We start from the raw sequence: 21,348 nt of genomic DNA, 5'->3' as shown, positions 1-21,348 counted from the left end.
CATGCGCCCTTGTTGCCATCATCCCCGATATTGCTATTACCGACCAGGGCGGACGCCGTCCGCCCCTACAGGAGAAAATCATGAAAGAGATAAAACCCGCCATTCTGTTCTTTATCGTCTTTACCATCCTGTGCGGGGGAGTTTACCCGGCCGTCGTCACTAGCATCGCCCATGCAGTCTTCCCCAAACAGGCCAAGGGGAGCTTCATCACCGACAAGAGCGGGCGGGAGATCGGTTCTGCACTCATCGGCCAGCCATTCTCCGATGCGCGATACTTCTGGCCCCGTCCTTCCGCCACCACAGATTTCGGATACAACCCGATGACTTCCGGCGGCTCCAACTCAGGGCCGACCAACCCCGATTTCCTCAAGACCGTTGGCGACCGGGTAAAATCGCTCCATGACACCGGCATTACCGGCAACATCCCGGCCGACCTGGTGGAGGCCTCGGCCAGCGGCCTCGATCCTCACATTACGCCGGAAGCGGCCAAAGTACAGGTCCCCCGTGTCGCCAAGGCGCGCGGAATGACGATGGAAGAGCTCAAAAAGCTCGTCGACGCCCGGACAGAGGACCGCCAGCTCGGCTTTTTAGGGGAGCAGCGGGTGAATGTGCTTGAATTGAACCTGGAACTGGATAAACTTTCACGATGACCGACAACGACGACAAACGCCCCTCACCGGAAGCCCTGCTGAAGCTGGCCCAGGCGGAAGAAAAGGAAGACGGAAGGGGGAAGCTGAAGATATTTCTCGGCTACGCCGCAGGGGTCGGGAAGACCTATGCCATGCTGGAAGCGGGGTGGCAGAGGAAAATGGAGGGACGGGACGTGGTGGCCGCCTACGTGGAGTCCCACGGCCGGTTCGAGACCGACTCGCTACTCTCCATGTCCGGGGTGGAGATCATCCCCAAGGCGCAGATCGAGCATATGGGGGTGTTACTTCCTGAGTTGGACACCGATGCGGTGCTTGCCAGAAAGCCCCAGATAGCCCTGGTGGACGAGCTGGCCCACACCAATGCCCGCGGCTCCCGCCACGAGAAGCGGTGGCAGGATGTGGAGGAGATCCTGGCCAGCGGGATCGACGTCTACACCACGGTCAACATTCAGCACTTCGAGAGCCTGAACGACATCGTCGCCCAGATTACCGGCGTGGTGGTGCGGGAGACCGTTCCCGACCGGCTCCTGGACGAGGCGGCGGAGATCAGGCTGGTGGACATACCGCCGGATGAACTCCTCCAGCGTCTCCACGAAGGGAAGGTCTACATCCCTAAACAGGCGACCCTGGCAATGGAGAAGTTTTTCAAGCCGGGGAACCTGATCGCCCTGCGGGAGCTGTCGCTGCGACGGGCCGCAGTCCGCGTGGACGAAGAGATGCGGGCCTACATGGAGACGCGCTCCATCGCCGGTCCATGGCCCGCCGCGGAGCGACTCCTGGTCTGCGTGAGCGGCAGCCCTTTCGGTGAAAAGCTGATCCGCTCGACACGGCGGCTTGCGGATGAGATGAAGGCGCACTGGTACACGGTCTACATCGAAACTCCCGGCAGTGGGAAGCATGTGCAGGAAAACCGGGAGCGGGTCTGGAAGGACCTCCGGCTCGCCGAAAGCCTGGGGGGAGAGGTGGCGACTGTCTCGGCAACCTCGGTGGCCGATTCTGTCATCGACTTTGCCGTCAAGCATAACGTCACGAAGATCGTGGTCGGCAAACCGACCAAGCCGCGCTGGATGGAATTCCTGAATCCTCCCCTCGTCGACCAGATCATCCGCAGGAGCGGGACGATCGACGTCTACGTCGTCAGCATCGAGCCTTCCGAAAAGAGCGAGGGAACGGCTCTAGCCAGGCGCAAAAGCCCATCCCCCTGGTCCGGCTACATGAAGAGCCTGGCGCTCGTTGCCGCGGCAACCCTTGCCTGTGAACTGGTCCGCCCGTTCCTGGCGCCGACCAACATGGTCATGGCGTATCTATTGGCGGTGGTGCTGGCGGCGCTCCGGCTCGGACTGAAACCGGCGATCGTTACGGCATTTCTGGGGATTCTCGCCTTCGACTTCTTCTTCGTCCCGCCACGCCTGACCTTCGCCGTTGCCGATACCGAATATCTCATCACCTTCGTCGCCCTCTTCACGGTGGGGGTGGTGATCAGCACCCTTGTCGCCAGGTCCCGCGAACGGGCCGAGGCGATACGAAAGCGGGAAGTCCAGACAGCGAGCCTCTACTACCTGAGTCGCGACCTGGCCGTTTCCGCCGACATCGGGGCGGTCCTGGACGCCGTAGCCAAGAACTTCGGAGAAAGCTTCAACGGCAGGCTGGCTGTCCTTATCCCGGAAGGTGAGCGCCTGGAGATAAAGGCCGCAAGCCGTGAAATGCAGCTTGATACGAAGGAGCTGGCGGTGGCCGACTGGGCATTTCGGAACCGCCAGTCTGCGGGGCACGGCACCGAAACCCTCAGTTCGGCCCGGCTCCTCTATCTTCCGTTGCAGACTTCGGCGAGCGTGCTCGGCGTATTGGGGGTAGAGCTGGAAGACGAGGCGGATTATGCCAACACCCAGAGCCGCAGGCTTCTCGACGCCTTCACCACCCAGACGACCCTTGCCATCGAGCGGGTCCAGCTCGGAAAACAGGCCGCACAGGCCCTGATCCTCCAGGGACGGGAAACCCTGGAACGGGCCCTCCTCAATTCCGTTTCCCACGACTTGCGGACTCCGCTCGTATCCATAACCGGGGCCTTGGGCACCCTCCGGGACAAGGAACACCGGTTAAGCGATACGAGACGGCGGGAGCTTCTCGATGCCGCATGGGAAGAGGCCGGGCGGCTGAACCGCTTTGTCGGGAACCTGCTGGACATGACCCGCCTGGAAGCCGGCGCGGTCACCTTGAAGGAAGAACCGTGCGACATTCAGGACCTGGTCGGATGCGCCCTGGCCGCGCTGGAACAGCGAATCGGCGCAAGGGAAGTCAAGGTGCAGCTGCCGGACGGCCTGCCGCTGGTCAAGCTGGACATGGCGCTGATGACCCAGGTGCTGGTGAACCTGCTGGATAACGCCTTGAAATATTCGCCGCATGCGAGCATTATCGACATTGCCGCCCGGGTGGACGACGGCAGACTGACGCTGGAGGTTTCCGACCGCGGCCCCGGTGTACCGGAGTCAGACCTGAAGAGGATCTTCGACAAGTTCTACCGGATTCCGGTCCCCGAGGGTGCCGGCGGAACCGGACTCGGGCTCTCCATCTGCAAGGGAATCGTCGAAGCCCATCATGGAAAGATCCGGGCGGAAAACCGGGACGGCGGAGGATTGCGGGTAATCGCCACGCTCCCCGTCAAGTAATTAACCCAAAAAGGGCAGTTAGCCACGAATGACAGTAGAGTAGGAAGCAGGTTACTACATCATTAGGTTTGGCTTGTCCGTTTCCGCCCCTTTCGTTTGGCGGTGCCTAAGTAGCCTTACCATAGTTGCCTTAACCAGCTCCCCCTCGTCAAACCGTACGTGCGGATTTCCCGCATACGGCTTACCTATCAGCCTCTTGCTGCACGGCATTATTGAGGAGTTGTGGCTTTGCTGTTACAGGTAAACCAGACCATATCGCTTAAGTCCGGCATACAGGCTTTCACCTGCCCTGAAGGGTTTGCTCCGCCTTTGGCTCCGATTGTTCAGAAATATTCGAAAGCGAGTCCTCGTGTAATGATTCACGTCTCGAAATACTTTCCGGGGATACCCGTAGTCGAAGTAGTTGCCCCATCCGCGAAGGATGCTGTTTACCTCGGCAATTGCTTCGACAAGCGGCTTTTTGTATCCGCTTCGGGTCTTCTCCCGGATTTTTCCCTTGAGTGCTCCTATGGCCTTCTTACTCGGCATGATGTTGAGATAATCCCAATCTCTGCCCCGCAGGTCACGGTCATAGCGGAGGGTGAATCCCAGAAAGTTCAGGCTCTCTTTCTTGTTCATTCTGACAATACCGGTTTTGTCACGGTTGATGCTGAGTCCAAGGTCTGTTTCGAGTTTCTCTTCCAGCCATCCGGTTATGCGATTGCCCATGTGTCTGGCCATTACTACGAAGTCGTCGGCAAACCGTACCATGCGCGCTCTGGCGAAGTGGTAGGGGCTGTCTGCTTCTTCGTGAAAGGCCCGGTCGAGCCGGTGAAGGTAGATGTTGGCAAGAAGGGGAGATATTACCCCGCCTTGTGGCGTCCCTTGTTTGGGACGGCTGATGCTGCCGTCTTCTTCTACTACCGGACTGTGAAGCCATTGCCGGATCAGTTTGAGGACACTCCGGTCGGCTATGCGCCGCTCAAGTTCTACTATCAGGTGCTCGTGGGGGATGCTGTCAAAGTAGCTCGAAAGATCCGCGTCATACACTTCCTGCCGTCCGAGTTGGAGGTTATTACCGACTTGGTCGAGGGCTCCATGGGGACGCCTTTTGGGACGAAATCCATGGGAGCAGTCGAGAAAGTCCACCTCAAATATCGGTTCGAGGATAAGGAGTACGGCTGCCTGTACAATTCTGTCCCGCACGCACGGTATGCCGAGCGGGCGCAGTTTGCCGTTGGGCTTGGTGATGTAGACGCGACGCACCGGGGATGGTTTGTAGTTTTTGGTTCTCAGGCTTTCTTGAATTTCGTCAAGATAGCCGGATATTCCGTCTGCCCGCACCTCGATGGATTCAATGCTGACACCATCGACTCCCGGCGCGCCCTTGTTCGCCTTTACTCGCAACCACGCCGTTTCAAGTACATCACGACGATGGATTCGGTCGTAAAGGGCATAGAACCGGAACTGCGGTTCTCGTTTGGCCTTGCTGCTCAGTTTCCACCGCAGAAGGGAGACTTTTACCGGCAGTCCGGGTTCAGGTTCGAATCCTTCGGCCATCCATTCCGTTATGGAGCGTCTGTCGCTCAAGCGGGTCTCCTCTCTTTCCGTGTAAACATGACTGAAGTACGGCCCCTTGGCTCCACGGGCATTACCCCGCTTCCCGGCTACTATGGGCCGCTCCGAATTCCGACCGTACACGCTTGGCGGGTTATTGATTCCCCGTCGGCGTTCTCCCTTCGGCGAAACCCTTTCGCTTTGGGAATTACGTCGGACCTCCCAGGTTCCTCGGCTGATCTTTCGACACGCGCCCTCCCCAATCACCCCGGACAGTCCCACCGGTTCTTTCGCTCGTTTATCACCGGTGGGTGGCAGGCTTCACCACATTCGGAAGGTTGGCCACTGTCAACTACGTGTAACGAGGCCGAAACGGGTTCGCTTGCGCTGGGCTCGCGTCTTCGTCGTCAGGGTAGTTATCGTACCCTTCGCTCTTTTCTTACAAAGAACCGGTCTTACTCCCCACGTTTGGTTACCCTCTCGTGACAGACCGCGACTACATGGTGAACGAGCAATTTACATGTCTGACACTTTTCAGTCAGATAGATCAGCCAGGCTTGGCCTGGCGTACCGAATAAACACGAATGTTTTTAACCCTTTGTTAAATCTTGAGAAGTCACCGATCTGGTGAGTGCCTTTTGCATCGCAAGAGCTTGTATATTCGTGCAAATTCGTGTCATTCGTGGTTAAAATGCTTTTTATAGGAAAGGTGGAAGTCATGTCGAGCGAGAAGACCAGCGCCAGCCTGCCGCGCATCCTGGTGGTAGACGATGAGATGGCAATTCAGCGTTTCCTGCGTACTGCGCTGGATACCGGGGAGTTCTCCCTCCACCAGGCGGAAAACGGCCATGCTGCGCTGGCGGCAGCCGTAGCAATCAAGCCCGATGTGATCCTCCTTGACCTTGGATTGCCGGACATGGACGGGGTGGAGGTGATCAGGCGGATACGGGAATGGTCGCAGGTGCCGATCCTCGTCCTGTCGGTGCGGGAGCGGGAAGACGACAAGGTGAAGGCCCTGGACGCCGGCGCCGACGACTACCTGACCAAGCCGTTCGGCATCGGGGAACTGACCGCCCGGATACGGGTGACGCTGCGCCGCTCCATGCAGCAGGTCCCGGAACCGGTCTACCGGATAAACGAGCTGGAAGTGGACCTCCCCCGCCGCCGGGTAACGGTCCGCGGCGAAGAGGTGCAACTAACCCCCACCGAATACGAACTGCTGCGCCTGCTGGTGACCCATGCGGGGAAGGTCCTGACCCACAGCCAGATCCTCCGGCAGATCTGGGGTGTTGCCTACGTTGAACAGCCCCACGTGCTGCGCGTCAACATCAGCAACCTGCGCCACAAGATCGAGACAGACCCCTCCCGCCCCCGCTACATCCTGACTGAGCCGGGAGTCGGCTATCGTCTAAGAGATACGCCATAAGGTTTGACTGTGTGTTACGCCCTCTCCATCTCGCTGCTCCCCCATGGCCATGTTCATGGTCTGTCACCCGCCATGCGTATCTTCAAGTCTTATCCTCAAGGTCTTGAGTAGCCATCCCGTACCTCGGGTAAAGGGAAAACACCGCCGATGGCTACTATTCCATTAACCTGTTATAATGTTTATCAAGCCCATTGGATCCCCTCGAACGAAGGCTAACTTTATGCGGGCAAATCTTCTGAAACATTTCTTACGTAAAATGCGAGCCAAAGAGCGCAAGCAGATGGAAGAGGCTGAGAGTTATGCGCTCTTGCGTGTCATGTTCGATCAGTCATCTTCATTAATAAGCGTATTGAAACCGGATGGAACTGTTCTGGACATTAACTCTTCAGCTTTCGATGTGATAGGAGGCACGAAATCTGAAGCGATCGGCAAACCTTTCTGGGAAACTTTAGCCTGGGTTCATTCGCCTGAACTGCAAGAGCGGCTCCGCCAAGCCATCAAGTCTGCTGCCCAAGGCGAGTTCGTCAGTTTTGAAGCTACCCATCCAACTGCTGATGGAAAGCTGATTTACGTCGATTTTTCGCTTAAACCGGTGAAGGATGATGACGGAAATGTGGTCCTTCTGTTGCCGGAAGGACGCGACATCACCAAACGCAGGGAGGCAGAAGAGGCTCTGCGGGAGGTCGCGGTCAAATACCGGATCGTCGCCGACAACACCTACAACTGGGAATTCTGGCTGAGCCCGGCAGACAGATTCATTTACACGTCGCCTTCCTGCCGGCGCATCAGTGGTCATGGGGCCGAAGAGTTCAATGCCGATCCCGGTTTGCTCCGGAGTATCATTCACCCGGATGACCGGCATCTTTGGACTGACCACCGGCACGATATCACCCAGACCAAGGCCCTGGGCGAGCTCGAATTACGCATCGTCCGTCCCGACGGAGATATTCGCTGGGTCCACCATGTCTGCATCCCTGTTTTCGACGACAACGGAAATCATCTTGGCACACGGGGCAGCTTCTCGGACATCACGGAACGCAAACAGGCCGAGGAGAAAAACCTGCGGTTAGCGGTCATGGTGGAGTCTTCCGATGATGCGATCGTCGGTAAGACGCTTGATGGGATAATCACCAGTTGGAATAGAGGCGCCGAAAAAATATTCGGTTACAGCGAGGACGAAGTGCTCGGCAAACCGATAACGATGCTGATCCCGGCTGAAAATGTAGATGAAGTGCTTCAGATGGATGAAAGGCTCAGGCATGGAGAACACATCGAACATTTCGAAACCGTACGAAGGAGAAAGGATGGGCAACTGATTCACATGTCGCTTTCCTATTCCCCTATCAGAGATGCGCAGGGAAGAGTAGTCGCCGTGTCGACCATAGGGCGCGACATCACCGAGCGGAAAGAGATGGAGCAGATGAAGGACGAGATGATTTCCGCCGTCAGCCATGAAATGCGCACCCCCCTTACCGCAATGCTGGGCTACACCGAATTCATGCTGGACAATGAGGTCCCCGCGGACCAACAGAGGGAATACCTCCGGATCACCCTGCACGAATCCGAGAAACTGAATGAGCTGATCGGCAATTTCCTCGACCTGCAGCGGTTAAGATCCCGAAAGGAGACCGTCACGTGGCGGCCACTCCCCCTTCAACCGCTTCTGGAGGAAACCGTCGCCCTCTTCACACGGGTGTCGGAACGGCATCACATAACCCTGGACTGTCCGTCCGATCTCCCCCGGATATGCGGCGATAACAAGCAGCTCCGTCAGGTCTTCAACAATCTCGTCTCCAATGCCGTGAAGTACTCCCCGAAGGGTGGAGCTGTCAGAGTGGCGGCACGCCGGGAAAAGGACTGTGTTGTCATCACCGTGAGAGACGAAGGGATAGGCATTTCGCCGCAGGCTGTCGAGAGGATCTTCGAGAGATTTTATCGCGTTAACAACACCGCCTGCCGCGTATTCGGCGGAACCGGCCTGGGCCTTGCCCTCGTGCGGGAGATTGTCACGGCTCATGGGGGGGAAGTATGGGTGGAAAGCACTCTCGGCAAGGGGAGCACGTTTTTTGTCTCTCTGCCGGTGGCATGATGGAGATGCCATTGATTCAACAGAGCAGCAGCTGACCGTCAGCATCGGCCTCGTATGCTGTCTCCTCCCTGACCTGAACCGGTGCCGGCTTGGCAGGGGCGACCGGCAACGGGATAGCTTTCTCTTTCTTTTCGCGTTCCTCGGATTGTTGTGCTGCCCGGACTCTCTCCTCTGTCACCCGAATCCCCGCCTCAGCCGCCCGCTTTGCCAGCCTGTCGCAGCGCTCATTGAAAGGATGCCCGTCATGGCCGCGCACCCATTCCCAGGTGACCTCATGGTTAGCGGACAGGGCAGAAAGCTTTTGCCAGAGGTCCTGGTTCTTGAGAGCGTCCGGGGTCTCCAGGCGCCCGGTGCGAATCCAACCATGAAGCCATTCGCTCATCCCCCGGACAAGGTACTGTGAATCGCTGAAGACGCGCACCCTCCGCGGTTTATGCAACGCTTCCAGCCCCCTGATCGCCGCCGTCAGTTCCATCCGCTGGGAGGTGGAGGCGGCCTCAAAACCGCTCAACTCCTTTTCATGCTCCCCATAGCGCAGGATCACCCCGTACCCGCCGGGCCCGGAGTCTCTGCCCGAGCCGTCGCAGTAGATCTCGACCACGCCAGGCGGCGGCGGGGTGAAGGCGACCTCCAGAGCCGAAAATTCCAGCTCCCGCAGCAGGGGCATCAACTCCGGGAGGTTCGGCGTCCGGCGCTCCAGTTCGGCCAAGGACAGATCCAGCGGAACGTCATAGCGGACGGTGGCCAGGGTTTTCGAGAGCCGGGCCTGGTCGGCATGGGCGTGCAGATTTTCCCGGCGCTGCTTGCCATTCACCAGACTTTTCCACTGGAGAACCCCTTCCAGGGAACCGAACCGCCGGACCAGCTCGGCAGCGGTCTTCTCGCCGATCCCGGGAACTCCCGGGATATTGTCCGAGGTATCACCGGCCAGCCCCAGAACATCGGGCACCAGCTCCGGCGGGACACCGAAGCGGTCGAGGACCTCTTGCGGCCCGGAACGCAGATCCTTCATGGTATCCAAGAGATTGATCCCGTCGCCGACAATCTGCAGCAGATCCTTGTCGCCGGTGACGACCGTGACCTCTATTCCTTCTGCGGCATAGCGGCGGGCCAGGGTGGCAATGACATCGTCGGCCTCAAAACCGGGAGCTTCCAGGGCCGGGATATTGAGGGCCTGCAGGATTTGCCTTATGTACGGCAGCTGGGGCACAAGATCCGCGGGCATGGCGTCCCGATGGGCCTTGTATGCGGGATAGAGCTCCCGGCGAAAGGTCTCTTCCCGGGGGGGATCGAGTACGACGGCGAGGTAATCGGGGCGGTTCTCCTGCAGGAGGCCGAGGAGCATCCGGGTAAACCCGAATACGGCATTGGTCGGCATTCCGCCAGAGGTGGCAAGATCCCGGACGCCATAATAGGCGCGGTAGATGTAACTGGACCCGTCCAGCACATAGAGCTGCGGCGCTGCGTTCACATTCCCTCCCGACGCGGGTAATCCCCGGCGAATTCTACTTTCTGCCGGACGGCGTTAGAATCGCACATCCTGGATATAAAGCAAAATCTTTTTGCACGACGGGACGCCGGAAACAGCGAAGGCGGCCCATCGGTCGCCTTCTACTCTTCATCTTGTCATCTTGGTAGACCCCATAGATTTCTTCTGGAGAGGTGTCACTTTCGGCGCATTGACAACCCAATGGAAATATATAAAATCTTGTTAAAGATGTTTAATTTTACAACCAATATTCAAACCCTTAGTTTCCCGAAGCTACTTTATCAGCCGTTGAACGCCACTACACAATGTTTGCCTATTTCTTCTCCCTTACGGCGAACCGAACTACGTCATGTGGCTAACAGCAGCACGGAGGAGGGCTTTATGCGAGTCTATCGAGGGTGGCTTGTCGTAGCGATATTTGCTCTGGTGGCAACTGGTGTATTCATTGCCCCTGCCTACAGCAGTGACAGCCTCACACCAGGCGAAGTGGCCGTAACATCGGACAATTACTGGGCTCCATGGGTAACGAAAACCACCATAAATTCTGCGACCATCAACTGGCGAGGAGAAAACCTTGGGGCGGGCACAGTAGAGTACGCCAAGTCGAGTTTTTATGAGAAACATCAAAAATTCCAAAAAAAGAAATCATCTCGGATAACGGGTCCCTATCAACATGTACAGCTTACCGGCCTTGAACCGAATACCTCGTATGTGTATAGGGTGAGACCTTCAGACAATGCGGACGTCTTCAGCAACCGCACCTTCCGGACGATGCCGGTCAAAGGTCCCTTTACCTTTATTGTCATCAGTGATTCACAAGAGGGCCATAATTATACGGAAGAAAAACGGTTCAAGTACGTAGCAGATGCCATTGCAAAGGAGCAGGATGTGCTTTTTATCCTTCACGGTGGAGACTATGCAGGTCATGATTCAGAGTCGTTATGGGCCAAATATTTCAAGGTTGCCGACCCGATGCTCGCGAAATTCCCCATCTTTACCACTATCGGAAACCATGAATACCATAACGAAGGCGGGAGCTACCCGCCTACTGCAGCCGACCAATACCATTGGTCCTACGATATACTCCCTGGTGCGCCCCTGAACCATTTTTTTGATTGTGCCGGCATCCGGTTTATCATTCTTGACAGTCCGGATCCGAACAACACCGACAGTGATGATCCGCAAACGTCCCTGGCCCTTGCCGAGAGTCAGGCATCCTGGCTCGAGTCGCTTCTGGACAATAAGATGCGTGGTACATTTACCATGCATCACCACCCGATCTGGGATTATGGGAGGAGTACGCTCAACCCTGACCTTCAGCCATGGGAAACTCTGTATCATACCTACGGTATAAGCGCTAATTTCGCGGGCCATACCCATAACTACCAGAGATATTCAGTAGAGGGTATCACCTATTTCATCGTCGGTACCGCCGGGGGCAGATTTGCAGACATTAACGCTGGAGACCCCTATGCGGTCTGGTACCAGTTTGGAGAAACAAGGAAGCTTGGCTATCTCAAGGTCACTGTGGATCCGACAAATAATGTGGCCACAGCAAAGCAGATTTTTGTCGCCTCTGTCAAAGAGGACGATTCCGACGAGACGCCTCACGTCTATGACCCTCCGGTTATTGCCGAAACCGTCACATTCCCCCTCAGGACCGTGTATATGTCCAATGCTGGTTGGGCAATCGGTAATGACCCGGACAAGACCGCGGTGATCCTGCATACTGACAACGGTGGTAAAACCTGGGAGGTTCAGGGAGACGGGTCACTCTGGAAAGGGCACAACGCCAATGATATCAGCGCTGTGGATAAGAGAACCGCCTGGGCGGCACTGGGTGGTAATGACACTGGAGAGGAGGGGATGATTCTCCACACGAAAGATGGCGGAAAGACATGGAAAGTGCAGGCACTGCCCCAGGTAATTCAGGATGGAGTGAAAGGGATCAAGGGCGTCGGCCGGAAAGAGGCGTGGGCCGTTGGTCTGCATGGGCCGGTCATGCATACGAACAACGGCGGTAAAAGGTGGGAGATTGTTCCTACGCCGGGGATAACCATAAAACAGGTCAACCGGATGGATGTACTGGGAAAAGATATTTGGATTGCCGATTTTGGCAACGGTGAAAACGGGATGATCCATTCTCCGGATGGTGGCCGGACATGGCGTCAGGAATATCTGCCGGGAGTGGACCGCGGCCACGGCCCCATGACAGCCAGTATTGTGAACAAAAAGGTCGCATGGACCTCGGTGAACCTGCAGGGGGAACTCTACCGCACCATGGATGGAGGCCTCACCTGGAAAATAGATGCACCGGGTATTGCCGGCCCCAACGACATCGACGATGTCTGCGCAGTCAGTGCGGATGAAGCATGGGCCGTACAGAACGGCGCAGCAGGGTATGTCATGCGGGTCAAGATCGTCGGCAATGACGTCATAAAAAGTGACTGGACCTTCCCGAATTATGTCTACGAAGGAGTCTCCGCCATCGACAAGCAGCATGCATGGATAGGCGGGTACCGGGGTATGTCATCGCCTTCGGAACTCCCTAGAGGCTCCATTCTGCATACCAGCGACGGCGGTAACACCTGGGTTTACCAGACACTGCCAGTGAATGATGTAGACATCTGGAAGCTCTCTTTCGTGGGAGCGCGTCGATGAACTAGCGTAACTCTCAGACGTTCACAGGACACCGTAAACAACAAAGGCGGCCGTTTGGCCGCCCCCTTCTACACTTCATCTTGGCATCCTGGAAGACCCCGCGCCCTCTTTTAAAAAGTTCGAATTGGAAAGTTAGCCCCGCTACTTCTCCTTTGACACGGTGTGTATTGGTGTGTATAGTTAGCCTATGACCAGCAAAGAGATCATCAAACGACTTGAAAACGAGGGATGGTGTTGTGTCGGAGGCAAAGGTGACCACCAGAAGCACAAACATCCGTCAAAAGCTGGTCATGTGGTAGTGCCACATCCACGTAAAGACATGCCAACCGGAACCTTGCGGAACATTTACCGGCAAGCTGGTTGGGAATGGAGATAACATGTTATACCCCGCATATGTTCACATTGGAGACGATCAACACGCCCACGGAGTAACTATCCCCGACTTTCCCGGCTGTTTCTCTGCCGCCGACGAGTGGGAGGATTTACCACACATGATCCAAGAGGCCGCAGAAGTCTATTTTGAAGGCGAAGATATGCCTGTGCCTGCACCAACACCATTAGAACAATTGGCTGCTAACCCCGAATATCAAGGAGGGGTATGGCTCTTGGTAGACATTGATCTTTCCAAGCTCAAAGTTAAAGCAAAGCGGGTTAATATAACCATGTCTGAAAATCTGCTGCATGAGATCGACCGTTATGCCGAGCAGTACCACATGACTCGTTCCGGTCTATTGGCCCAGGCTGCGGATCAATATATTCACCGCAAACAATCAGCGTAATCACATTTATCCTATTCTGGCCCATTTGGAGGTCAAAGTTTATTCAGTGCTGCCTCATCCCCGGCCACCTCAGCAGGTAATCCCCGACGAATTCCGTTCTCAACCAACCGGGGTTAGAATCGCACATCCTGGAGATTAAGCAAATTCTTTTACGCAGGACACCGTAAACAGCAAAGGCGGCCGTTTGGCCGCCTTCTGCACTTCATCTTGGCATCTGGAAGCCTGCCCCCTCGCCCTCACTTGCCCACTCGCCCTCACTCTAGCCTCCCCTGATTTTCTCCAGGTTGCCGGAGCCCCAGGCGATGTGTATGACAACTACTTCAGCGGTAGATAGATATCGGTTACCAGCTCATGTTCGGCCACGTCCGGAATCAGATTCAAGTAGTGAAAATAGAGTGGGAAATCGCGCAGCTTCTCGCCGCTCTCGGGCAACCACGCGCGATAGAGTGGATAGACGGTCTCGCCAATGCGATCGTGGGAACCGAGATGCCGGACCACAGCGCAGCGACCACCAGGGATGACTCCGTTTCCCACCCCCTGCGGGTTATTCGGCACCTTCTCTGAAACTGCGCCACAGATATCGAAGCGGAACAGCTCCGGTTCGGTCGATTCGGGATCGTCATAGGCGATGCCGAAGGTCCTGCTCGTTTTTACCGGCGACAGCCTGCTTTGTTTGCGCCATTCGATAAATTTCAGAGCCGAATCGTTGAGTTGTTCCGGCGCGCCTCGGTGTGCCAGGACCGCAATTTGTGTCTCGGCAAAATCGACAATCTTCACATCCATCTTTTCTCTCCTTTCTCGGTGCGGAAGCCGAAAGCTCTCGCTCCACGGCTGCCATTGGGGTGATTTTCTGAATTGAGAAGGGGATTGTCCGAAGACCTGTCTGAAGGCGCGGGAAAACGCTTCCGGACTCTCGAAACCGGCATCCAGAGCAATATCGATGATCCGTTCGTGCCGACGAAAGACAAGCCGGTAGGATGCCTGCCTGAGCCGCAGCTGGCGGACATAGGCGAAGACACCGATACCGACATACTGGGAAAATTGCCGATGGAAATGGAACTTCGAGAAATGCGCTACCCGGCTCAGCTGCTCGACGGTCAATGGTTCGTCCAGATGCTGCTCGATATACTCGAACACCCTGTCGAACCGCTGCGCGTATGCTTTTGCCTTATCCATGTTCACCGGCGTCCACCTCAATTCAGGGGTAATCCTACCACATTGCCGAGAGTCAATCCTGACCGAAATTGCTAAATGTTCACATAGTTATGTTGAGAGGAGATTATAGCAGAGGGGACCAAAAGGGGGACGTTGAGGACCAAAAGGGGGACGTTGCTTGCTATCTTGCTATACTGAATCATGCAGACTCTTTTAGCTAACTAGCAAGCAACGTCCCTCTAGCCTCCCCTAACTGTTTTCATTTGACTGTTGTGCTTCTCAAGATGGTACTAGAACTGCCAGCACTGTTAGTGACATCCATTTTTATGTAATTACCGATCTCTGGTGAAAACCAAAAAGTACCAGTTGACATAATTGCATTTGACGAAACTGATATAATGAGTTTCCAAGCTGTTACGGCCCCTGTTGGAGTAGCTACAGATTCTTGCCCAATAATGGAATATGAGATTGATTCAGTGGTGCCATTACTATAGTGGGCAGTTGCATTGATGGTCTTACCTGCTTCCCAATTTCCAGGCCACATGATAGGTAATGGCCGGTCGGTAACGGTGACTGCCACATTATTTGTATTAGTATCCTTGAGTCCATATAGAAGAAGGTCACCGGTGGTTGCATCCTGCTGCATATAGGTTACTGATGTACTGCTAGTATTTGATCCGTTCAAAACGCCGCTAACTGTTGATGTCGCAGCAAGTACGGATACTCCGGCTAAGGTATCTTGAGTAATGTTCAATATTGACGTGCCGGAAAAACTACCCGATTGAGACTGCCCGCTGACATCATAAGTCCAGCTATCCCCAACCAGGAGTTTGCGCGTCTTGCCCACATTAGGCGCAACAGTGTCGTTGCTACTACCGCAGCCGAATAGCATTGCTTGAATCGAAATAAGGGCCAGTAAACGAACTAAGCATCTTAAAATTCTCACGTTACCCTCCAGATAACATTAATTGTTCATCTTTTTCTGGGTTTTGCCAACGGCTTGCCGATGTGGAAGGGCACAAGGGTCAAAGGGCACAAGGGTCAGGCCTTGAAAAGGGAATTTTTAATCTGCAACCCTTTGATCCGCTCTTGTAACGACTTGTCCAGCCCCAATTGTTGCGAGATATGCTGAATTTTTTTAACCCTTTTGCTTTAGTTGGAATCAAGTGGCTGTGGGGGCACCTGATTTATACTCTGTTGAGGCTGTTCATGTGTTTTGGGGGGCGAAAGCAAGTATTCATCACCCATGAGTTTAACATTAGGCCAAGAACACCCGGTAAGCGTAGTAAGAGTAATAAACCAAATACAATGTCTTATTTGCTTATAAAGCATATGTGCTTCCCTCCTCAATCACTGCAACTATTCGAAAGCTTCGCCAATCACATGCAACTCCGGCCATTCCGGTTTTTTTCGCTGATACTTTGTCCATCGAAGGCCATCGCGCGCCCAGTGCTGGATCATTAATGCACGCTAGTCGTTTCTACACGAGAAATATTGCAAAATCAATTGAAATATCGCAGGGTTAGGTGAAAAATGAGTGTAAAAAATTTTACACTTCTAAAAAAAGGTAAGGATTCAAAGGGGATAGCTATCAGGGCATGTATCAGGTTATCTCGTTGTGGCCATAGAGACGGCTACAGCGGGGTCTCACAAAGCGGGAAGTTGGGTATCGGTTGAAACTTGGGAGTCTTCCTGAAATCTCTGGCCATAGAGGCAGTCGGAGGGGTCTATGTTCCTCCGCCGCCTTGGCCAGGGTCTTCATGCCGCCCTTTTCAATGGCTTAATTTCAGCTTCCAGCTTATCTTCAATCGCGTCACGCGCTACCTCAAGATCATACCGTGCTTGCAGGTTAATCCAAAGCTGCGCCGTCGTGCCGAAATAGCGTCCCAGGCGAAGCGCGGTATCCGCGGAAATCCCACGCTTTTCAAGTACGATCTCGTTTATGCGACGAGCCGGAACGTGTATTTCCTTTGCGAGTCGGTACTGACTGATACCAAGCGGAATTAGAAATTCTTCGCGCAAGATTTCACCAGGATGAATTGGAGGAAAATCTCTTTTGCTCATAAAATACTCCTTAATGGTAGTCAACGATTTCGACATCGAAGGCGTTATTGTCACGCCATACAAAACAGATGCGCCACTGGTCATTAATGCGAATGCTGTGTTGTCCGGCGCGATCATCCTTTAAAGTTTCCAGACGGTTTCCGGGAGGGGAACGCAAGTCATCAAGATCCCCGGCACCATCCAGATAGTCAAGTTTTCGAGCGGCAAGGCGCTGTATTGCCTGTGGCAACTTGGAGGAAAATTTGCCGTTGAATAACTTTTCAGTTTCTTTGCACCTAAAGGAATTGATCATTATTGAAATATTAACGCAAGCCATTATTAACGTCAAGCGTTACCATCTGGAAATACGAAGTTTGGTGGGAAGATTTCTGTTGAACTGCTCAAAAGGTCTGCGGGTTTCTCCGCAGCATCCCCGTAGTTGGGCGAAACTTAGTCGAGGCGGGCAATGCGGAGGAAATTGACAAGCAATTGGCGGGACGCGGCGTTGTAATCTTCTGCACGGTGGTCAAATTCAGCCAGGAACTGGCCGGTACGGGCGGCGGTCTCCTCGGTCCAGCTGCTCCAGTTGGCAACTATCTCCCGGTTTACCTCGGGATGGAACTGGATTCCGTATGCGTTGGAGCCGTAGCGAAACGCCTGGTCCGGGCAGGCGGTGGAGGAGGCGAGCAGCACCCCGCCTTCGGGGACGACGAAACTGTCGTTGTGCCACTGGAAGGTGACGAACTCCCGGTCGATCCCGGCAAAGAGGGGATCGGCCTCCCCGTCGTCGGTCAGGGTGACCGGCAGGGTCCCCTTCTCGCCGAAAGGGGAATTAGTGGTGACCGGCGCCCCCAAAAGACTAGCCAGGAGCTGCCCGCCGAGACAGATGCCGAGGAACGGCAGATCCTGGGCTATCGCACCGCCGATGAAACAGTTCACCTCGCGGAGAAAGGGGTGCCTGTCCGTATCGTGCACACCCATGGCTCCGCCGAGGACGATAGCGGCGCTTACCTCCCCGGCCTCCGGCAGCATCTCCTCCTCGTACGGATGAAACAGCCGGTACGGCACGTCAAGCTCCGCCAGATAATCGGCATAGGCCCCAAGCGGTACTTCAGGATCATTCTGGATAACGATCAGCATGGTATAACCTTTTTTCAGGTTCTAAGTTCTACGTTCTATGTTCTACGTTGGTGTTTTTCAACATAGAACCTAGAACTTAGAACGTAGAACTCACCTCAGCCCTTCCGCCACCAGCTCCGCGATGTCCCTTACCTTCGTCTGTCCTGCCTGCTTGTCCTTGAGGCCGTCCTCGAACATGGTCATGCAGTAGGGGCAGGTAACGCAGATGGTGTCTGGATTTTTTGTGAGCGCTTCCGTAACCCGGTTCAGGTTGATCCGCTCACCGATGAATTCTTCCATCCACATCCGCCCGCCACCTGCGCCGCAGCAGAAGGAGTTGTCTTTCTTTCGCTCCAGTTCTGTCGGGGCGTTCCCGGTTGCAGTTTCGATGACGCTTCGCGGGGCTTCGTAGATGTCGTTGTGTCTCCCCAGGTAGCAGGAGTCGTGGAAGACGATGTTGCCGAGTTCTTTTACCTGTTTGTTCAGCTTCAGCTTGCCTTCTTTGAGGAGCTGGTCGATCAGTTCGGCGTGGTGGATGACCTGGAGCTCGATGCCGTACTGTTTGTAGTCGTTTTTCAGGGTGGTGAAACAGTGGGGGCACTGGGTGATGACCTTGGTGATCCCCTTTTCCTTGAAGAGCTGGACGTTTTCTTTTGCCATCTTGTCGAAGACATATTCGTTGCCGAGCCTTCTCAGGCTGTCGCCGCAGCATTTCTCTTCTTTGCCGAGGATTCCCCAGGAGATGTTTGCGGCGTTGAGGATGGTGGCGAGTGCTACTGTTACGTGCTTGGCCCGGGAGTCGAAGGCGCCGGCGCAGCCGATGTAGAAGAGGTATTCGGTTTTGCCTTGCTCGAAGGGTTTGACTTCCATGGTGGAGCTCCACTTGGTCCGCTCGCTTGGTGCGATCCCCCAGGGGTTGCTTCTTTGTTCCATGTTTTCGAAGAGGTTCAGGAGTTCTTCGGGGAATTTGCTCTCCATTTCTACCAGGTGCCGGCGCATCTTGATGATCTTCGGCATCTGCTCGATCATGACCGGGCAGGCGGCAATGCAGGCGCCGCAGGTGGTGCAGGACCAGATGGTGTCTTCCGTGTTGCTTCCTTCCGATTCTTCGCCGATGAGCGGTATGACCGGTTTTTCTCCCCTTTGCAGGTACGGGCCGTTGGCGAGGAGGTTGGTCTTGATGGCGTGGATCACCTGGCGCGGGTTGAGGGGTTTGCCGGTGGCTGTTGCGGGACAGGCGTTCTGGCAGCGACCGCATTCGGTGCAGGAGAAGCCGTCGAACAGGTCTTTCCAGGTGAACTGGCTTACTTCTGCGACGCCGAACTGTTCTCCTTTTTTGAATTCTTCCCGGGGCTGGGTGTTGGGCTTGTCCAGGCTCTGGAGGAAGCAGTTGGGGATGGCGGTGAGGATATGCATGTGTTTGCTCAAGGGGAGGAAGCAGATGAAGGCCAGGAGCACCAGCGCATGGAGCCACCAGGCAAACGAGGCGAAAGGTGCGAGGCTCGAGGCCAAAGGTGAGGCGAGGAGCAATTTGGCGGTGAAGGCGGAGAGCGGCATGTAGCCGGCGAGCGGTTCTTCTCCCATGGCTATTTCGGCTCCGTGCAGGCCGAAGTAGGCAAGCATGAGGAGGGCGATGAAGCCGAGGATGAGGAAGCCTTCGAAGCTTCTCCCTTTGACGTAGGCTGTGTCCAGGTAGTCGGGTTTGAAAAGGAGCCGCCGGCTGACGGCGATGATGACTCCGATCAGGGCCAGCAGGGAGGCCAGGTCGCAGAGGAGGACGAGGGGGCCGCTGATGCCGTCGGAAAGGAGCCGCAGGCTTACTCCGGGAAGGACGCCGGCGAGGATGAATTCGCCGTTGGCGATGAGCAGGATCAGGAATGACCAGAAGATGATGCAGTGGTTGATGCCGAATGGTTTTGCCATGACCCGCTTCTGGCCGAAGGCGTAGAGGAGCATGTCCCAGATGCGCAGGTCGATGCGCTGGAAGCGGTCTTCGGCCTGGCCGAGCCCCAGCAGGCTGAAGCGCTTGTAGCAGCTCCAGGCAAAGAAGATCAGGGCGGCGATCAGTAACGGGGTAAAGATGGCTTGGTCGGTCATTGTTAAAACCTCTATTTCCACAGAGACACGGAGAAAGACAAATCCTTGAACCGCAAAGGCGCAAAGAACGCAAAGGTAAAATCGAAAGGCTTATCCGCTTTAAATGTTTTTATAACCAATAAAGTTTTCGGTTTTACTTCTTTCTTAGCGCCCTTTGCGCCTTTGCGGTTACATGGTTTTATTTTTCAAGGCTTTCTCCGAATCTCCGTGTCTTTGTGGTGGATTGTGTTATCTGCTTTTTGCTTGTTTCAGTTCCCTGAGTTTCCGGGTGATGGCCGGTATAATCTGGAACAGGTCGCCGACGATGCCGTAGGTGGCGACTTCGAAGATGGGTGCTTCCTTGTCCCGGTTGATGGCGATGATGACGTCGGAGTCCTGCATGCCGACCAGGTGCTGGATGGCGCCGGAGATTCCGCAGGCTATGTAGATCTTGGGGCGAACGGTCTTGCCGGTCTGCCCTACCTGTCTTTCCTGGGGCATCCAGCCTGCGTCTACGGCAGAGCGCGAAGCGCCCACCACGCCGCCGAGTTCGTTGGCCAGTTCCTGGAGCATGGCGAAGTTTTCTTTTCCCATCATGCCCCGGCCGCCGGAGACGATGAATTCGGCGCCGGCTACGTCGACCTGGTCTGTCTTCTTGTCGCTGATGATATCGAGGACTTTGACGAGGATCTCTTCTTCTTTGACCGGGCAGCTTTCGCGGATGATCTCGCCTGAGCCTTGCGGGTCATGTTCGGGCATGGCCATGACGTGGGGGCGGACGGTGGACATCTGCGGCCGGAACTTGTCGCACATGATGGTGGCCATGATGTTGCCGCCGAAGGCGGGTCGGGTCTGCATCAGGTTCCGTTTGTCGTCGATAGCGAGGCCGGTGCAGTCGGCGGTGAGGCCGGTGCCGACGACGGTGGCGACGGCGCCGGCCAGGTCGCGGCCGAGGCCGGTGGCGCCCATGAGGATGATCTCGGGCTTGTATTTTTCGATGAGGTTGTTGACTGCTCTTAAGTAGGCTTCGGTCCGGTAGTATTTGAAGACGGGGGCGTCGATGAGATAGGCTTTACTGGCGCCGTAGGCGAAGGCTTCCTTGCAGAGGTGTTCGACCTTTTCGCCGATGACGATGGCGGAGAGAGGGACGTCCAGGGCACGGGCCAGTTTGGCTCCTTCGCCCAGGAGTTCCCAGGAGACTTTGGCTGCTTCGCCTTCGGTCTGCTCTACAAAGACCCAGACGCCCCGGTAGGCGGCGAGCTTTTTGGCGAGGGCTGCTGCTTCGGCGTCCACTTCTTCGACGGCGGGGGCGCCCTGTTTCATGATCTCGTCGAGGATTTTCTGTTCTTCGGGGGTGAAGAACATCTCGATGGCCTGGGCCGGGCAGACTTTGACGCATTTGACACAGCCGATGCATTTGCTCTCGTTGATGATCGGCTCGCCGGCGTCGTTCATTTCGATGGCGTCAACGGGGCAGGCACTCTGGCAGCGGGCGCCGCAGGCGATGCATTTGCCTGCGATGAGGCAGGCTTTGCCCCGGGGTTTCTTCAGCGGTTTTTTCGCTTCGTCGGTCATGGACGGTTCCCTTCAAAAATCTTTTTTTACCGCAAAGACGCAAAGAACGCTAAGGAAAGCAAAAACTTCTTATTGTTTTACCCC

15 protein-coding genes and 2 pseudogenes are annotated in these 21,348 nt (G+C 55.5%); 7 read left to right on the top strand and 10 right to left on the bottom strand.

The window, feature by feature from the left end; all coding sequences use genetic code 11:
• The first annotated feature begins 80 nt into the window (after positions 1-80).
• A complete protein-coding gene (gene kdpC, locus GURA_RS06260; protein ID WP_011938151.1) occupies positions 81-650 on the top strand; it encodes a potassium-transporting ATPase subunit KdpC in 570 nt (189 codons plus the stop codon).
• A complete protein-coding gene (locus GURA_RS06255) occupies positions 647-3,316 on the top strand; it encodes a sensor histidine kinase (protein WP_011938150.1) in 2,670 nt (889 codons plus the stop codon). The genes kdpC and GURA_RS06255 overlap by 4 nt, the downstream gene beginning before the upstream one ends.
• Before the next feature lie 234 nt (positions 3,317-3,550).
• On the opposite strand, the gene ltrA is transcribed toward GURA_RS06255, so the two are convergent.
• The gene (ltrA, locus tag GURA_RS06250) at positions 3,551-4,885 is read right to left on the bottom strand and encodes a group II intron reverse transcriptase/maturase (RefSeq protein ID WP_232278915.1); all 1,335 of its coding nucleotides are present in this window, start codon (positions 4,883-4,885) and stop codon (positions 3,551-3,553) included.
• Between the two features lie 685 nt (positions 4,886-5,570).
• Here ltrA and GURA_RS06245 point away from each other — a divergent pair.
• Positions 5,571-6,278 carry a response regulator gene (locus GURA_RS06245; protein WP_011938148.1) on the top strand — a complete coding sequence of 236 codons (708 nt, stop codon included), beginning with the start codon at positions 5,571-5,573 and terminating at the stop codon, positions 6,276-6,278.
• Between the two features lie 220 nt (positions 6,279-6,498).
• Positions 6,499-8,367, top strand: coding sequence for a PAS domain S-box protein (locus GURA_RS22685; RefSeq protein ID WP_049818890.1), 1,869 nt, complete (start codon positions 6,499-6,501; stop codon positions 8,365-8,367).
• Between the two features lie 187 nt (positions 8,368-8,554).
• On the opposite strand, the pseudogene rnhA reads toward GURA_RS22685, so the two are convergent.
• Both rnhA and GURA_RS25490 read right to left on the bottom strand, forming a co-directional pair.
• Positions 8,555-8,968 (bottom strand): annotated as a pseudogene (gene rnhA, locus GURA_RS25495) (ribonuclease HI); the annotation flags it as partial.
• 138 nt (positions 8,969-9,106) lie between these two features.
• Positions 9,107-9,814: pseudogene (locus tag GURA_RS25490) on the bottom strand (5'-3' exonuclease); the annotation flags it as partial.
• Between the two features lie 423 nt (positions 9,815-10,237).
• Here GURA_RS25490 and GURA_RS06225 point away from each other — a divergent pair.
• The 3 genes from GURA_RS06225 to GURA_RS06220 all read left to right on the top strand — a co-directional run bounded on the left by GURA_RS06225 (position 10,238) and on the right by GURA_RS06220 (position 13,296).
• Positions 10,238-12,517: a metallophosphoesterase gene (locus tag GURA_RS06225; RefSeq protein WP_011938145.1), complete on the top strand. Its 2,280-nt coding sequence runs from the start codon at positions 10,238-10,240 to the stop codon at positions 12,515-12,517.
• 187 nt (positions 12,518-12,704) lie between these two features.
• Entirely contained in the window at positions 12,705-12,893 is a 189-nt protein-coding gene (locus tag GURA_RS25270; protein ID WP_083764790.1) for a type II toxin-antitoxin system HicA family toxin, read from the top strand.
• A 1-nt stretch (position 12,894) separates the two neighbouring features.
• Positions 12,895-13,296 (top strand): type II toxin-antitoxin system HicB family antitoxin, encoded by a 402-nt coding sequence (locus GURA_RS06220; protein ID WP_011938144.1) that lies wholly within the window; start codon positions 12,895-12,897, stop codon positions 13,294-13,296.
• A gap of 315 nt (positions 13,297-13,611) precedes the next feature.
• On the opposite strand, the gene GURA_RS06215 is transcribed toward GURA_RS06220, so the two are convergent.
• The 7 genes from GURA_RS06215 to GURA_RS06190 form a co-directional block, all read right to left on the bottom strand.
• On the bottom strand, positions 13,612-14,472 hold the full coding sequence (locus GURA_RS06215; protein WP_041245790.1) for an AraC family transcriptional regulator: 861 nt from the start codon (positions 14,470-14,472) through the stop codon (positions 13,612-13,614).
• Between the two features lie 238 nt (positions 14,473-14,710).
• Complete coding sequence (locus GURA_RS24140; protein ID WP_157046138.1) at positions 14,711-15,397, bottom strand: DUF3108 domain-containing protein; 687 nt, start codon at positions 15,395-15,397, stop codon at positions 14,711-14,713.
• A gap of 812 nt (positions 15,398-16,209) precedes the next feature.
• A complete protein-coding gene (locus GURA_RS06210; RefSeq protein WP_011938142.1) occupies positions 16,210-16,515 on the bottom strand; it encodes a HigA family addiction module antitoxin in 306 nt (101 codons plus the stop codon).
• 10 nt (positions 16,516-16,525) lie between these two features.
• Complete coding sequence (locus tag GURA_RS06205) at positions 16,526-16,807, bottom strand: type II toxin-antitoxin system RelE/ParE family toxin (protein ID WP_011938141.1); 282 nt, start codon at positions 16,805-16,807, stop codon at positions 16,526-16,528.
• Positions 16,808-16,944: 137 nt separating this feature from the next.
• Positions 16,945-17,634, bottom strand: coding sequence for a type 1 glutamine amidotransferase (locus tag GURA_RS06200; RefSeq protein ID WP_011938140.1), 690 nt, complete (start codon positions 17,632-17,634; stop codon positions 16,945-16,947).
• 90 nt (positions 17,635-17,724) lie between these two features.
• Positions 17,725-19,710, bottom strand: coding sequence for a (Fe-S)-binding protein (locus tag GURA_RS06195; protein ID WP_011938139.1), 1,986 nt, complete (start codon positions 19,708-19,710; stop codon positions 17,725-17,727).
• A gap of 228 nt (positions 19,711-19,938) precedes the next feature.
• Positions 19,939-21,264: an electron transfer flavoprotein subunit alpha gene (locus GURA_RS06190; protein ID WP_011938138.1), complete on the bottom strand. Its 1,326-nt coding sequence runs from the start codon at positions 21,262-21,264 to the stop codon at positions 19,939-19,941.
• Between the last annotated feature and the right edge of the window lie 84 nt (positions 21,265-21,348).

This window comes from Geotalea uraniireducens Rf4 (assembly GCF_000016745.1).
Classification (GTDB): domain Bacteria; phylum Desulfobacterota; class Desulfuromonadia; order Geobacterales; family Geobacteraceae; genus Geotalea; species Geotalea uraniireducens.
Note: the sequence above shows the minus strand (reverse complement) of the source record. Positions and strands in the feature narration are given on the sequence as shown.